This window comes from Lysinibacillus sp. 38-6, assembly GCF_046245175.1.
GTDB lineage: Bacteria > Bacillota > Bacilli > Bacillales_A > Planococcaceae > Lysinibacillus.
In genome coordinates this window covers 2,176,257-2,192,328 of sequence record NZ_CP176417.1, presented here as the reverse complement: position 1 = coordinate 2,192,328, position 16,072 = coordinate 2,176,257, and the positions used below count along the sequence as shown (strand labels likewise).

Here is a 16,072-nt window from a genome sequence, read left to right as displayed (position 1 = left end):
ATCGTACCCGTAAATGCGAAAAAACAACTCAAAAATGAAAAGGATGTTTAACATGGCATACTCATTATGGAATGATCAAATCGTTGAAGAAGGATCTATTACAATTTCACCAGAAGACCGTGGCTATCAATTTGGAGATGGCATTTACGAAGTAATTAAAGTATATAACGGCAATATGTTCACAGCACAAGAACACATCGATCGTTTCTATGCTAGTGCCGAAAAAATTCGACTTGTCATTCCTTATACAAAAGACGTTTTACACAAATTGCTACATGATTTAATCGAAAAAAATAACTTAGATACAGGTCATGTTTATTTTCAAATTACACGTGGTACGACTTCACGCAACCACATTTTCCCGGATGCTAGCGTACCAGCTGTTTTAACAGGGAATGTGAAAGCTGGCGAACGTTCACTTGAGAATTTTGAAAAAGGTGTTAAAGCAACATTAGTTGAAGATGTTCGTTGGTTACGTTGTGATATCAAGTCTTTAAATTTACTTGGGGCAGTACTTGCGAAGCAAGAGGCATCTGAAAAAGGTTGCTATGAAGCCATTTTACACCGTGGTGATACGGTAACAGAATGTTCATCTGCAAACGTTTATGGTATTAAAGGCGGGAAATTGTATACGCACCCAGCAAATAACTACATCTTAAATGGTATTACACGCCAAGTTATTTTAAAATGTGCTGCAGAAATTAATTTACCAGTTATCGAAGAGCCGATGACGAAAGGCGATTTACTAGCAATGGATGAAATTATCGTGTCATCTGTTTCATCTGAAGTAACACCGGTTATCGATGTAGATGGTCGTCAAATTGGTGCAGGGGTTCCTGGTGAGTGGACTCGTAAATTACAAAAAGCATTTGAGGCGAAATTACCACTTTCAATCAACGCTAAATAATAATGCGTGATTATAAAGAGCTACCTAAAACTCGGTGAAAAGCCGAGCGACTAGGCTAGCTCTTTTTTATAGAGCAAAATATGCATGTATTCTCCTGAAACGTCATGTAAAATAAAAAGGAGAGCCTCTACGAAGGGGCAATGTTGATATGGGGCAGTAAGATTGGAGTGACCAAAACATGGCACAATTAGTGAAAATACAAGACTATATTTCACGCTATCAAATTGATTTAGCTCGATACCCAACTCAATTTGTTCGCTTAAAGAAAAGTCAATGGGATCGAATTAAACGTCAATGGGAATCTGGAGAAGATATTACAGAATGGCAACATACTGAGAATGACAAAGACAATGATGTCTTTGAAGAAAAAGAGCGATTTTCATTCATTAAAAAAATCTTCACAGGACGTCAAAAAGAAGAAGTGCAAGAAGATATTGAGCAAATCGATGGGACAAATGAATTTGCGGAGGAAGAAGATGAAATTCCAGAAGAAGAAACGACTTTATCATTTGAACCGAATATTGTCTACGCACCTCAATCTATTCATGAGCTAAAACGGATGTTTATCGATCAATTTTTTCATTTCCAAATGAAATGGGCAAGCTCTACACTACGAGAAAAATCATATGTAGATCCTCGCTTTATGCGTGATTCTTTGTTGCGTACATTGCTACAAAACTTGCCGGATAATTATTTAGTTTTCTATTATCCGATTTTACAAGTGAGAAAAGCACCAATCGAGTTGGATGTTGTATTAATGTCTCCAACAGAATGTATTTGTATTACGGTACTGGAAACGGAGAATCAAGCAGTTTATGTAGGTGGCAGTGACCGCTTTTGGTTGAAAAAAGTAGGAACAAAAGATGCGAAAATACTCAATCCGATGATCAATTTAAGCCGGATGGAATCCGTATTATCCCAATTATTTAAGCAAGATCAAGTAGATATGCCGATACGCAAAGTGATCTTAACACGTAATGGCTATTTTGATTACCCAGGCTCACCATTTAATGTGCGATTGGTGGATCGTCGCAATTACAATGAATGGATGCACACGTTAAAAAATGTCGCATCACCGATGAAACATATGCAAATTCGAGCGGCACAGACCATTTTAAATAATGTGCAAACAACATCATTTAATCGCGATATTTGGCAACAAACATCTACAAAAGTTGAGGACTAAAGGATGCATGTATTATTTATTGTCAATGAAAGTGCGGGCAATGGCAAAGGGAAAACTGTTTGGCATAGATTGCAGCAGCAATTAACCATCGACTACGAAGTCGCGATTACACAATATGAAGGGCATGGACAAGAAATTGCCAATCACTGGGCACAACAAGACGACACCAAAAAGTTAATAATTATTGTTGGTGGGGATGGGACAGTTCATGAAGTAATAAGCGGCATTGTACATAATCATGCAGTAGTAGTTGGTGTAGTAAGTGCAGGTTCTGGAAATGATTTTGCACGTTTTTTTCCCACATTTAAAAATGCCAAACAAATCGAAGCATATGCAGCAACTGACATGTTATGTGCTTCAATGGATATCGGTAAGCTTCAGCTTGGAGGCATGCAACAAGAGGTGTTTGTCAATAATGCAGGTCTCGGCTTTGATGCCTATGTGACAAAATACATTAATAAATCTCGGCTAAAATACTATTTCAATAAAATAGGACTAGGGAAGCTATCCTATGCTGCTGCAGTTATTCGAGGGCTATTCCGCTTTACCTGTTTTGATGTAACCGTTCAAACAAACAGTCAAAAGCTTCACTATCAAAATGTATGGTTTGTTGCGACAAGCAATCAACCATTTTTTGGCGGTGGTATGAAAATTTCACCAAAATCGAAAGCGGATGATAGCAAAATAGAATTAACTATTGTACACAATATTTCAAGAATAAAGCTACTTTTCATTTTCGCTACTGTCTTTTTTGAAAAGCATACAAACTTTCGAGCAATCTCTTTTTTACAAAGTGATCATTTTGACATTATAGTGCATCGTCAAAATATTGATTGTCATACAGATGGTAACTATATTGGTGCCATTGGACAGGATACGATTGTGCATTGTACAGTGCAACAACAAGCATGGAATTGTATAACATTGGAAAATTCAAAAAACGTCATTTCGCAATAATTTTATGCGAAAGTGGCGTTTTTACGTTATACTATAAAAAATCAATCATTACACCATTAAGAAATGAGGAAGAAAATTGAGATTAAGAAATAAGCCTTGGGCTGAGGAAATGATTACAAATCATCCAGAGGTGATTATTCCAAATCCTGAAGACTTTAAAGGAAGCTGGCAAGCTGTTTTTGGCAATGATCACCCTTTACACATTGAAGTAGGTACAGGGAAAGGTCAATTTGTCACTGGCATGGCACTGCAAAATCCACATATCAATTATATCGGTATTGAGCTTTATGATAGCGTAATCGTGTGCGCATTAGAAAACATTTTAGAAGCTAAATCTCCAGCGAATTTACGTTTGTTAAAAGTAAATGGCGCAGATTTAAATAAATTTTTTGCAAAAAATGATGTCGACCGCGTGTATTTGAATTTCTCAGATCCTTGGCCAAAATCACGCCATGCAAAGCGTCGTTTAACGCACGAGGGTTTTTTGAAATTATATGAGTCGATTCTAGTGGATAATGGGGAAATTCATTTTAAAACGGATAACCGTGGTCTGTTTGAGTATTCATTAATTAGTATGTCTGAATACGGTATGTTACTGAAGTATGTATCACTCGACCTACATGCAAATATGCCAGAAGATAATATTATGACAGAATATGAGCAGAAATTTTCTGCTAAAGGACAGCCGATTTATCGTTTAGAATCGCAATTTATTACAAAACAGTAGGGGGAGTATGGATGGATCAGTTACAGTTTCACGACATGTCATTATCATGGCTAAACGGGGGTGTCACTTGCCTTGATGGCGGTGCAATGTTTGGCGTAGTACCAAAACCACTTTGGTCGCGCAAATATCCAGTAAATGACAAAAATCAAATTGAATTACCGACAGAGCCAATTTTAATTCAATATAATGGGAAAAACTATATTATTGATACAGGTGTCGGTTTTAACAAATTAAATGAAAAGCAATTACGAAACTATGGCGTAACAGAAGAATCGACGCTTGCTGAGAGTTTACAAGAACTAGGTCTAACAACGGCCGATATAGATGCAGTGTTAATGACGCATTTACATTTCGATCATGCAGGTGGCCTTACGCAATGGGAAGGCGAAGTATTAGTCCCGACATTCCCAAATGCTAAAATTTATGTAACAAAAATTGAATGGGATGAAATGCGTGAACCGAATATTCGCTCGAAAAATACGTACTGGAAAGAAAATTGGGAGCCCGTACAGCATTTAGTAGAAACATATGAAGATACGTTAGAAGTAGCTCCTGGCATTGAGATGATTCATACAGGCGGTCATAGTGATGGACATGCCATTATTAAATTAACGCAAAATGGTGAGGTCTTGCTGCATATGGCAGATATTATGCCGACACATGCGCATCAAAATCCATTATGGGTACTTGCCTATGACGATTATCCAATGACGAGTGTGTTTGCCAAGGAACGCCTTATGAAAGAAGCGTTAGCAAATGGCTACAGTTTTATTTTCTATCATGATGCGTATTACCGTATGATTAAATGGGATGCATCAGGCAAGGAAATTGTAGACAAGTTAGAGCGCAGCAGACAGGCTGTTATTACATTTTAATTTATAAGACATATGCTTAACACATGAGACTTTTTAATGAACAAATGCAAGACTATAGGCAACCACAAAGAAATTTGGAGGTTGCCTATAGTCTTTTTTATGTAAATCGTATGATAAGATGCGGGCATCCGCGCTGTTAGCGAGGGTTGCAGCTTACGGTGTGCTGAGCGGAAAGCGAAGTGAATTTTTGCGCTTTAGAAGAGTTCTCTTTGCGAAGTGCCAGTTACTATTGGAAGGAAAAGCGCTGCTATAAAGCGTTTTGATACTAAGTAAAAAACTACGACGACTCCCGCGGAAAGCGTCCGCCTGTAGCGGAAATCAACGATTGCAGAAGTGTAAACTTGGATTTTTCGTTAGTATTTCGAAATATTATTTTTGCATTATTCAGCTAGTTGAAAACGGCTACTTTCTGACTATGAATATAATATGCTGTTTACCAATTTTAGTATGTAATATTCTGAATATTTAATATTGACTGATTAATACGAAATTAATATACTAAGATAACATCAACGAGCGTTATATTGTCAGAAGGGAAATGAAATACAATGAAAAATTTTATTAATAATGTACTGACCGGTATGAGTATGGGAATTGTCGTTTGTTTAATTCCTAATGCATTAGTAGGAGAAATATTAAAACTTATTATTCCTTACGTACCTCAGTTAGAGATTATTTTAAATACATCTGTCTTAGCCATGAGTCTATTACCTGTCATTATTGGCGTGATGACAGGCATTTGCTTTAAATTAACGCCTGTGCAAACATGTAGCGTTGGACTAGCTGCATTTGTCGGAAGTGGTGTCTATACATTTGATGCGGATGCGGGAATTACCATTGCTGGTATTGGAGTTGTTATTAATATAGGGATTACGACAGCTTTAGCGGTACTATTTGTGCAATTTCTAGGTAATAAGCTAAAAGACTTTACACTACTGTTAATGCCTGCACTTGCGATGTTCGTTCCAGGTTTGATTGGCAATGCCGTTTTACCATTTGTGCGAACGGGCTCAGGCTATGTTGGTCTAATTATCGAACATTTAACAACGTTACAGCCAGTTGTTATGGGTGCTTTAATTGCTATGATCTTCTCTATCTTAATTATTTCACCCATTTCGACAATCGGTGTAGCGACGGTCATTATGCTATCCGGTATCGGAGCGGGTGCTGCCAATCTTGGTGTTTGTGCATCTGGTGTAGGAATGTGTATTGCGAGTTATAAAGCAAATAATATTGGGACAGCTATAGCACATGTAGCATCTGCCAAAATTCAAATGCGTAATTTTTTTATGAAGCCAAAAATTGCGTTTCCGATGATTATTACAGCAGGTATACTAGGGGCACTAGCAGGTCTGTTTGAAATTGTGGGAACTCCGTATAGCGCTGGTTTCGGCTTAGGGGGCTTTGTAGGTCCTCTGAAATATTTAAGTTTAGTAGGATGGACACCATATACACTAACTGTAGCGATTACACTATTTATCGCCTTACCAATTCTATTAAATGTTATTTTACTACGCATCTTCTCGATGAAACTGAAATGGATTACGTCTGAAGATTACAAAGTACACTATGAATAATGGAAAAGTCTCCGTATGGGGGCTTTTTTTTCGTGAACATTTTGGAAAATATGATACACTAAAAGCTATACTAAAACACAAAAGAGAGTTGAAATAAACAATGGCAACGGAGCAACCATTTTTACCAGTATTATTAGGATCAGATATGAATGCATACGGCATGGCACGAGCATTTTATGAAGCATACGGCATTAAGCCACTTGTATTAGGACGTTCACATTTAACAGCAACACAAGATAGCCATATTTTAGAATTTAAAGAAATTGATCGCTTAAATGAACAGGACGTATTTGCACCAGCATTGGCACAAATCGCCAAACAATATGCTGATAAGAAATTACTGCTACTTGCTTGTGGCGATGATTATGCAAAGCTTATCATTAAAAACAAACCGGCTCTAGTGGAGCATTTTACAGTACCATATATTGATGAGTCATTGATGGATGAAATTTTATTGAAAGAAAACTTCTATAAAATGTGTGAGAAGTACGACTTTAAGTATCCTGGGACAACGACAGTGACAGCTGCAAACTATCAAAACTTCACACCGCCATTCGACTACCCAATTATTATTAAAGCATCCAATTCAGTAGAGTATTGGGCATGTAAATTCCCTGGCAAGAAAAAGGTATTCGTTGCACATGATGAAGCAGAAAAAACGGCTATTTTAAAAGCAATTTATAGCTCCACTTATCAAGATACAATGATTATTCAAGAATTTATTCCAGGCGATGATTCGTATATGCGTGTTTTAAATGCATATGTCGGGAAAGATGGTAAAGTGAAGTTGATGTGCTTAGGAAATCCGATATTAGAAGAGCATTCGCCAGAAGGTATCGGTAGCTATGCAGCAATTGTTACAACATACGATAAAGAGCTAATGGATCAAGTTCGCCACTTTTTAGAGGATATCGGTTATACAGGCTTTGCTAATTTCGATATGAAATATGATATTCGTGATAAGCAATATAAGCTATTTGAAATTAATTTGCGTAACGGACGCTCAAGCTACTATGTAACGGCAAGCGGACATAATTTAATGAAATATGTAGCGGATGATCATATGTTAAATATTGAACAGCAGTTAACATATGTAGAAGACAAGCATTTGTGGATGATTATTCCGAAAGGTGTGCTATTTAAATACGCATCCAACGAAAAGTTAAAGCTTGAAGCGAAAAAACTGATTCGTGAAGGCAAGTATACCAATTCCTTATACTTCAATAAGGACATGAATGCTAAGCGTTGGGTAAAACTTACACTAAATAATTTAAACTATTATCGTAAATACAAAAAGTATTTCAATAATAAAGGGCTAGAAGAATAAGACGGATAAAAAGGAGGTATAACAAATATACCTCCTTTTATTTGTTTCCGCGAAGCAAGGTGAGAATTCCGCGAAGCAAGGAGAGAATTCCGCGAAGCAAAGGTTGAATTCCGCGAAACAAGGTGAGAATTCCGCGAAGCAAGGGTTGGATTCCGCGAAGCAAGGTGAGAATTCCGCGAAGCAAGGTGAGAATTCCGCGGAACATGTGTGTAATTCCGCGAAGCAAGGGTTGGATTCCGCGAAGCAAGGAGAGAATTCCGCGGAGCAAAGGGTGAATTCCGCGAAACAAGGATTGGATTCCGCGAAGCAAGGTGAGGATTCCGCGGAGCAAAGGGTGAATTCCGCGAAGCAAGGGGAGAATTCCGCGAAGCAAGGGTTGGATTCCGCGGAGCAAGGGTTGGATTCCGCGGAGCAAGGGTTGGATTCCGCGAAGCAAGGAGAGAATTCCGCGGAGCAAGGAGAGAATTCCGCGAAGCAAAGGGTGAATTCCGCGAAGCAAGGTGAGAATTCCACGAAACAAGGTGAGAATTCCGCGAAGCAAGGAGAGAATTCCGCGAAACAAAGGGTGGATTCCGCGAAGCAAGGGGTGAATTCCGCGAAGCAAGTGTGTAATTCCGCGAAGCCCCAGCAGTGGGCACCCATCACTAAATAATAAAAAAATAGCATGTGGAGACATCTTATCTGAATGTCCACATGCTAATCTAGTTTATTATGTTAGACTTGCGTTAATTCTACGACAACGCCAGAGCGTGCGTCGGCTGCGAACTCGAATGTTTGCATTTCACCTTCGTGCATGCGTGAAATACCACCTCGATAAACGGGAATCGTCATAAAACCATTCGTGAAATTATCTGTTTTCATATAAATCCAAGAACCGTCTATTGGCGCATCTTTTTTAAATTCCTTTTTTATGTTTTCAAGTACTTGTCCTGCGGGTACATACGGAGAAACTTTTTCACTGGCTTCTTTAATAATGACTGCCGCGGCCAGGCCTGTTGCAACACCAATTAAAAAATCACGTAATTTCATGGGTATTTTCCTCCTTTTCCTATAGCTCTATTTTAGCATAGCACAAAGAGTGAATGCACGTTCATTGCAAAGGACTTTTATGAAATATATCAATATTTCGACTTCTGAAATAATTATGATACAATAAGCAAGGAAGAAAATTCTACTTCGTGGGGAGAGAGTCAACATGAATGAGGAAACATTACAATTATTTAAAACATTAACGGAATTACCGGGCGCTCCGGGTAATGAACATGCGGTACGAGCATTTATGCGTACAGAGCTACAAAAGTACTCAGATGAGGTTATTCAAGATCATTTAGGTGGTATTTTTGGTGTTAAACATAGTGAAGTGACAGATGCACCTAAAATTCTTGTAGCAGGTCATATGGACGAAGTAGCATTTATGGTAACATCCATTACAGATAATGGATTAATTCGTTTTCAAACACTAGGTGGCTGGTGGAACCAAGTGATGCTAGCACAACGTGTTGAAGTTTACACGAAAAATGGTGCAATTCCAGGTGTGATTTCATCGATTCCACCGCATTTACTAACAGATGCAGAACGTGCAAAACCAATGGAAATCAATAATATGCTTATTGATGTTGGTGCTGACAATAAAGAGGATGCGATTGCTCTTGGCGTTCGTCCAGGTCAGTCGATTATTCCGGTATGTCCATTTACGCCAATGGCTAATCCGAAAAAAATTATGGCAAAAGCATGGGATAACCGCTATGGCTGTGGTCTGGCGATTGAATTAATGAAAGAAGTGAAAAACGAAAAATTAGCTTCTCATTTATATTCTGGTGCGAACGTTATGGAAGAAGTTGGATTGCGCGGCGCACAGGTATCAGCGAATATGATACAACCTGATTTATTTTTCGCTTTAGATGCATCTCCTGCGAATGATATGTCTGGCGATAAAAATCAATTTGGTCAACTCGGTAAAGGTACATTATTACGAATTCTTGACCGCACGATGGTAACGCATCGCGGTATGCGTGAGTTTATTTTAGATACAGCCGAATCAAATCATATTCCATATCAGTATTTTGTATCACAAGGTGGTACGGATGCAGGTCGTGTACATACATCGAATGACGGCGTACCGAGTGCGGTTATTGGTGTTTGCTCACGTTATATTCATACGTCAGCATCCATCATTCACATTGATGACTATGCAGCGGCAAAAGCATTAATCGTAGAATTAGTGAAAAAAGCTGATCGTTCGACATTAGAAACAATTCGCGCTAATGTATAAGTAAATTGAAAGGTGCCTATTAGGGCATCTTTTTCTATGTAAAGAAAGAGGGATTTAAATGGAAATAGCAATTGGCACAACGAATAAAGCGAAAACCCAAGCTGTTGAAGCAATCGTTAATCAGTATTTTGAAAAAGTAACTTTTACATATTTTAAAGCCGCTTCACAAGTTTCTGACCAACCAATGACGACAGAAGAAACGAGATTAGGAGCGATGAATCGGGCTAACAATACTTCTACTGCTACAGGAGCTGCACTATCCTTTGGCCTAGAAGGAGGCGTCACTGAAATAGCAGGGGAAATGTATGTCTGTAACTGGGGCGCACTAATATTGGCTGACGGCACAATATTTACCGCTGCAGGTGCACAAATTCGATTACCCGAGGAAATTGCCCAGGAAATAAGAGCAGGTAAGGAGCTTGGCCCTGTTATGGAACATTACACACAACGTTTAGATATTCGCCAAGGTGCCGGGGCAGTAGGTATTTTCACACAAGGAATCGTGACGCGTCAGTCAATGTTTGAGCATATTGTCGCTTTGCTTGTCGGACAATATTTGTTCACATTAGGTCGGAAATAGTGTCTTTGAACTAGTGAAAATGGAGCAGTGATATTGCAACTTAACTAGAATTTTTTTAAAATAAAAAATAGTTAGCAACGAAAGGAAGATAGCAATGTCTTATGCACGGCTACGAGCACTAGGTTTAATGCTAATACTATTGGGGCTGTCAGGCTGTAATCAATCTGTTGATGAACAAATAGCGAGCGGTCTTCAATTAACAGAAACGGTATTTGCAGAAGAGCCAGAAGCGTATACTGACGAAATTGGTCATATTCAACTTTATTTACCGTCAAAATTCAACATTGATGATAGTTCAGATGCCTATAATATTTTAATATCAAAAGGAACGGATTCGTATATTCTTTTTATCAATGATAATGAAAAAGCTGATAGCAAGCTGTATTATAATTTGCTAAAAGAAGATAGCACAAAGAAAGTCATTCAGGAAACGACCTATGAAAAGGATGGCATTTTCGGTTTTTCCGCTGTATCTAAAACTGAGAACAACGATGAATTTGAGTTAATTGTCAGCTGTGGTGGAGTTAAAATGACGACCATTTCACAAGCAAATGATATTGAAAATAATCTTCATGAGATGACGAAAATCGTTCATTCAGTTAAGATTAAATAATTGCATCGTTTAGACTAAAAGCGGTTCACACAAATGTGAGCCGTTTCATTATGAAGAAAGGACGTGAGCGAATTGAAACAAATAAAATCAGAACAACTTGTGTCCCTACTAAAAAAGCAGTTAAGTGAGGAAAAATTTGATTTTCAATATGATAAAAAGCAAGATAAATTACGCTTAAATCATAAAAAAATAGGCAAAGGGATGGAGCTTTCCTTACCAGGTATTTTAGCAAAATATAATGAGAAACAAGAAGCTGCCATCGCCGAAGTTGTCTATACGATTGAGCAAACTTTTACGGCCATGGAAAAAGAGCAGGAACAAGGATTTAAAGAGTCAGGGCAAATTTATCCGGTTATTCGTGCAACTTCTTATCCGAAAGCTTCCAAAGAAGGACATGCATTTATTACAACAGAGCATACGGCTGAGACACGTATTTTTTATGCGCTCGATTTGGGCCAAACGTATCGCTTTATTGATGAATCAATGTTGGAAACATTACAATTAACAGTGGAGCAAATTCGAGAAATGGCACGATTTTCCGTTAAACAGTTACCGACTGTTTATAAGAAAGATGAAGTAGCTGGCAATGTCTTTTACTTTGTCAATGCCAATGACGGCTATGATGCTAGTCGTATATTGAACGAAAGCTTTTTAAAAGAAATGCGCACAAAAATTGAAGGTGACATGACGGTATCCGTACCTCATCAAGATGTATTAATACTAGGTGATATTCGCAATGAAACAGGGTATGATGTATTAGCACAGATGACGATGCATTTCTTTACTGTGGGAACAGTACCAATTACGTCATTATCATTTATTTATGAAGATGGGGAACTAGAGCCGATCTTTATACTAGCAAAAAACAGAGTAAAAAAGGAGCAAGAAAAACAATGAATGTATTTTACAACAAAGAGCATGTAGGAGATGTCTTATTAGTTCAATTAGCTACAGAGGCAATTGTCAAAACAGAAGTAGAACGTGCTGGTGATATCGCCATTTTAAAAGAAGCCCAAACAGGAGAAATCAAAGCATTTAACTTATTTAATGCAAGCAAGTATGTGCAAGTAGAGGCACAAGGTAATGTTGATTTGACACCAGAATTTGTTGCGCAACTTGAAGCAGCTATTGAAAAAAATGGCGCTGCGATTAGTCTGGATGTCGATTTCTCACCAAAATTTGTTGTCGGCTATGTAGAAACAAAGGAAAAGCATCCAAATGCTGATAAATTAAATATTTGTGCTGTCAATGTTGGCGAGCAAACACTACAAATTGTATGCGGTGCACCAAATGTTGAGGCTGGACAAAAAGTAGTCGTTGCAAAAATTGGAGCTGTCATGCCTTCAGGTATGCTTATTAAAGAAGGAAATTTACGTGGTGTAGATTCATTTGGTATGCTATGTTCAGCACGTGAATTAGCTATTCCAAATGCACCTTCAGAAAAAGGGATTTTAATTTTACCTGAGGATGCTGTAGTTGGTAGCGCGTTTGAAACACCAACTCGTTAATTAAATATGTTTTCCAAAAATCGTTATACTACCAATAGCTGGTGGTATAACGATTTTTTGTCTTGTTTGAGCCTATAAATACGAGTTTCTATATCATTTTTATGGTATGCTTTTTGATGTGGACATTGTACATAGTTTTAATAGGCAATTTTGATAACCAAAACTTCGACAATGCTATAAATGAAGTGTAAGAGAAATGAGTGAAACAACGTGAATTGGTTTAAAAAGAAGATTGATAAATTTTTAAATAGAGATGACATAGAATATGATGAATATTATGAAGAAGAGTATGAGGAGCTACCTAATCAGCGAGAGCCATTAAACGAAATGCCGCAAGCAACGAAACAAAAAACTTTTCGCTTCCCTTTAATCGATGACGGAGAAGAGCTGCCTTCAGCTTCTCAGTCCAAGGAAATGTTTAACCAAATGGACGACTCTTATGGCCAAATAGAAGAGTTAACTTTACCGAAACATTTAGATCATCGAATGGCAGATTCGCGTGTGTATGATATAGAGGTATCTGGTATACGTGAATTATTAGAAAGTCGTTCAAAACGGACTGGTAGAACGACGACGACACGAAGTCAGCCAAAGCAAGAATACCCGACAAAAGCAAGTATGGTTTTTCGAGATGCACAACTTGAAGCGAAACCTGTAAAAAAAGAACCCGTTGTAAAACAGGAAATTAAAACGGACGACCTGTTACAACAAAATCGCAAACGTTTCGTACCGACGGATGTTCCTTCGCCCGTTTATGGTTTTGCTAAACCTAGTCCAATTGAGCAGTTATTAAATAAACGTAAGGAAGAGCACGAAGCTGAAACGCCTTCTATGACTGCGTTTACAAAAGAAGCGACAACAAATGAGCCGGTTGAAAATATACTAGAAGAAAAAGAGCCTATTAAAGCCTTTCATGATGTACGCGAACAGCTTGATATACGACCTCATAGGGAAGCGATATGGAAGCAACCGAGTGTTGTGGAGGAAGTGACTGCTACTGAGCAAAGCCCGTCAGCAGAAGAAGTAAAACAACCAATAACATTCGCTGATACTGACATGACGGAGCACAGCCAGCTAACGGAGAAAGCACCAGTAGAAGTGACACCGAAGCAACCGATTACGTTTGAGGAAGTTGAAGCGGTTGAGCAAAGTGTGATGCCAGTGGAAGAAAAAATGGAGCTACCTATCCCACAAACAACATCGTTTGCTGTAAATTTTGAAGAGCAAATTAAAGAAGCTGTTCAGCAAGAGCTTGCTGTCGATCAAATATCAGCTGATCAATCAGAAATTCATGTAAAAGAAGTCGTTGTGGAACAATTACAAATAGAGAATTCCACGATTCATATTGGGGAAGTGACAGTTGTTCAGCCAACGAACGAGGAAGAACAACAAGCCGTAGTAGAAGAAACAACTGTAAAACAAGAGAAGAGCCGCATTCCGTTTAATGTCCTAATGCTAAAAACAGATAAAGAAAAATGGCGAATTGCACAGCAATTAAAATCGCTATCGTCAGCTACTGTTGAAGAACAACAACGTGATACGGCACTTTCTCATAATGAGCTTGAAGCTGTTGCGTCGACAGCGGTTGTAGAAGTGGAGCAGGCTAGTGAAATGTCAGCATCGACCGAGATAGAAGAGGTAGAATCTGAGGGCATTTCTGTTATTACAATGGCCCCTGTTGCTACAATGACACGTTTGCCGACATTCGAAAGTACTTCCTTTGACGAAACAGCAGCAACGGTATTAGAAAACGAATACCCTCAAGAAGAAAAGACAGCAAATGTGCCTGAGACAGTCGAAGAAGGTCTATCAACGAAGGTTGAAGAAAATGCGTTACCATCAGAGGGTCCAGCTCTAAAAGTTGAGGCAGACGAAGAAGCATCAGCTTCTATAGTTGAAGAAGATGCGTTACCATCAGAAGGTCCAGCCATAAAAGTTGAGGCAGATGAAGAATTATCAGCAACTATGTACAATAATGTGCCATATGTGCAACAGCGAGAAGAAACGGTTGCGATTCAATTCGATGAAGAAAAATCGACCGAAGTAGAGGGGAACTCTACAGCTGTATTGCCAATTGCTGAGGTAGGCGAATCTTTAGAAAAAGAATCGAAACCATTAAAGCCTGTCCATGTCTATCAAAAACCGACGGATGATTTTTTAGAACCGCCAGAAGAGAAAACGCAGGATACGGAGTGGATGGAGCAACAAGGGGACACACTAGTAGAAGCATTATCTTATTTCCAAGTGTCAGCCCAAATTGAATCGATTATGCAAGGACCAGCCGTAACACAATTTGAAATTACAGTCAGTCATGGTACGAAGGTAAGTAAAATTCGTAACTTGGCAGATGATTTAAAATTAGCTTTAGCTGCGAAGGATATTCGTATACAGGCGCCGATTCCAGGAAAAAGCTCAATCGGCATCGAAATTCCTAACCGCGTATCACGTGCTGTTCGTTTATCGGAAGTGACAAATAGCGCTTCATTCCTTGAATCGGACTCACCATTAGAGGCAGCGTTAGGTTTAGATTTAACAGGGAAGCCTGTCACAATTGATTTACGCAAAATGCCACACGGTTTAATCGCCGGTGCAACGGGTTCAGGAAAATCCGTTTGTATCAATTCCATTTTGGTGAGTTTATTATATAAAGCTGCACCACATGAATTAAAACTAATGCTGATTGACCCGAAAATGGTAGAGCTTGCGCCTTTCAATCATATTCCGCATTTAGTTAGCCCAGTTATTACAGATGTAAAGGCTGCAACAGCTGCGTTAAAATGGGCAGTAGAGGAAATGGAGCGCCGTTATCAATTATTTGCGCATGCTGGCGCACGTGATATTACACGTTATAATGCGTTAGCAGATAAAAATAATGAGCATAGCTTAAAATTACCGTATATTTTAATTGTTATCGATGAGTTAGCTGACTTAATGATGATGTCGCCAGCAGATGTTGAGGAAGCGATTTGTCGTATTGCACAAAAAGCACGTGCTTGTGGTATTCATTTAATTGTTGCAACACAAAGACCTTCTGTAGATGTTATCACAGGTCTTATTAAATCCAATATTCCTACACGAATTGCCTTTGCGGTATCTTCACAAATCGATTCGCGTACAATATTAGATGGGCAAGGGGCAGAGCGATTACTTGGACGTGGCGATATGCTATATTTAGGTAATGGCATGTCTGCACCTGTACGTTTACAAGGAACGTTTGTAACAGATGATGAGATAGAAGCAATTATTGATCATGTGCGTGAGCAAGGTGAACCAGATTATATTTTTGATCAAGAGGAACTTTTAAAGAAGTCAGAAGTTACGGCAGAGCAAGATGATCTGTTTGAAGATGTCTGTCGCTTTGTTTATGAAGCGGGTGGAGCTTCGACATCTCTTATTCAACGCAAGTATCATATCGGTTATAATCGTGCTGCACGCTTAATTGATATGCTGGAATCGCACGGTTTTGTATCAGAGGCAAGAGGCAGTAAACCGCGTGAAAGTTATATTACCGAACAAGATTTAATTGCTATGTTTGAATAAGAA

At 38.6% G+C, this 16,072-nt stretch carries 14 protein-coding genes; 13 read left to right on the top strand and 1 reads right to left on the bottom strand.

Annotated features, from left to right (window positions below; all coding sequences use genetic code 11):
- Positions 1 to 52: 52 nt before the first annotated feature.
- The 7 genes from dat (at position 53) to ACKVEV_RS11305 (ending at position 7,556) form a co-directional block, all read left to right on the top strand.
- Positions 53 to 907 (top strand): D-amino-acid transaminase, encoded by an 855-nt coding sequence (gene dat, locus ACKVEV_RS11335; protein WP_409370463.1) that lies wholly within the window; start codon positions 53 to 55, stop codon positions 905 to 907.
- Positions 908 to 1,085: 178 nt separating this feature from the next.
- Positions 1,086 to 2,093 (top strand): nuclease-related domain-containing protein, encoded by a 1,008-nt coding sequence (locus tag ACKVEV_RS11330; RefSeq protein WP_409370462.1) that lies wholly within the window; start codon positions 1,086 to 1,088, stop codon positions 2,091 to 2,093.
- 3 nt (positions 2,094 to 2,096) lie between these two features.
- Positions 2,097 to 3,050, top strand: coding sequence for a diacylglycerol/lipid kinase family protein (locus ACKVEV_RS11325; protein WP_409370461.1), 954 nt, complete (start codon positions 2,097 to 2,099; stop codon positions 3,048 to 3,050).
- 76 nt (positions 3,051 to 3,126) lie between these two features.
- Positions 3,127 to 3,777, top strand: a complete 651-nt coding sequence (gene trmB, locus ACKVEV_RS11320) for a tRNA (guanosine(46)-N7)-methyltransferase TrmB (RefSeq protein WP_409370460.1) — start codon at positions 3,127 to 3,129, stop codon at positions 3,775 to 3,777.
- Between the two features lie 11 nt (positions 3,778 to 3,788).
- Positions 3,789 to 4,652 (top strand): MBL fold metallo-hydrolase, encoded by an 864-nt coding sequence (locus ACKVEV_RS11315; RefSeq protein WP_409370459.1) that lies wholly within the window; start codon positions 3,789 to 3,791, stop codon positions 4,650 to 4,652.
- A 548-nt stretch (positions 4,653 to 5,200) separates the two neighbouring features.
- Positions 5,201 to 6,229: a PTS transporter subunit IIC gene (locus ACKVEV_RS11310; RefSeq protein WP_409370458.1), complete on the top strand. Its 1,029-nt coding sequence runs from the start codon at positions 5,201 to 5,203 to the stop codon at positions 6,227 to 6,229.
- A 100-nt stretch (positions 6,230 to 6,329) separates the two neighbouring features.
- Positions 6,330 to 7,556 carry an ATP-grasp domain-containing protein gene (locus ACKVEV_RS11305; RefSeq protein ID WP_409370457.1) on the top strand — a complete coding sequence of 409 codons (1,227 nt, stop codon included), beginning with the start codon at positions 6,330 to 6,332 and terminating at the stop codon, positions 7,554 to 7,556.
- Positions 7,557 to 8,270: 714 nt separating this feature from the next.
- Here the strand turns inward: ACKVEV_RS11305 and ACKVEV_RS11300 are convergent.
- Entirely contained in the window at positions 8,271 to 8,585 is a 315-nt protein-coding gene (locus ACKVEV_RS11300) for a hypothetical protein (protein WP_409370456.1), read from the bottom strand.
- Positions 8,586 to 8,751: 166 nt separating this feature from the next.
- Between ACKVEV_RS11300 and ACKVEV_RS11295 the strand changes: the two genes are divergently transcribed.
- The 6 genes from ACKVEV_RS11295 to ACKVEV_RS11270 all read left to right on the top strand — a co-directional run bounded on the left by ACKVEV_RS11295 (position 8,752) and on the right by ACKVEV_RS11270 (position 16,069).
- Positions 8,752 to 9,828 carry a M42 family metallopeptidase gene (locus tag ACKVEV_RS11295; RefSeq protein ID WP_409370455.1) on the top strand — a complete coding sequence of 359 codons (1,077 nt, stop codon included), beginning with the start codon at positions 8,752 to 8,754 and terminating at the stop codon, positions 9,826 to 9,828.
- Between the two features lie 58 nt (positions 9,829 to 9,886).
- Positions 9,887 to 10,408 carry a DUF84 family protein gene (locus ACKVEV_RS11290; RefSeq protein WP_409370454.1) on the top strand — a complete coding sequence of 174 codons (522 nt, stop codon included), beginning with the start codon at positions 9,887 to 9,889 and terminating at the stop codon, positions 10,406 to 10,408.
- Between the two features lie 94 nt (positions 10,409 to 10,502).
- Positions 10,503 to 11,021: a hypothetical protein gene (locus tag ACKVEV_RS11285; protein ID WP_409370453.1), complete on the top strand. Its 519-nt coding sequence runs from the start codon at positions 10,503 to 10,505 to the stop codon at positions 11,019 to 11,021.
- Between the two features lie 72 nt (positions 11,022 to 11,093).
- The gene (locus ACKVEV_RS11280; protein ID WP_409370452.1) at positions 11,094 to 11,918 is read left to right on the top strand and encodes a DUF1444 domain-containing protein; all 825 of its coding nucleotides are present in this window, start codon (positions 11,094 to 11,096) and stop codon (positions 11,916 to 11,918) included.
- A complete protein-coding gene (ytpR, locus tag ACKVEV_RS11275; RefSeq protein ID WP_409370451.1) occupies positions 11,915 to 12,529 on the top strand; it encodes a YtpR family tRNA-binding protein in 615 nt (204 codons plus the stop codon). The genes ACKVEV_RS11280 and ytpR overlap by 4 nt, the downstream gene beginning before the upstream one ends.
- Positions 12,530 to 12,739: 210 nt before the next feature.
- A complete protein-coding gene (locus ACKVEV_RS11270) occupies positions 12,740 to 16,069 on the top strand; it encodes a DNA translocase FtsK (protein WP_409370450.1) in 3,330 nt (1,109 codons plus the stop codon).
- Positions 16,070 to 16,072: the final 3 nt, after the last annotated feature.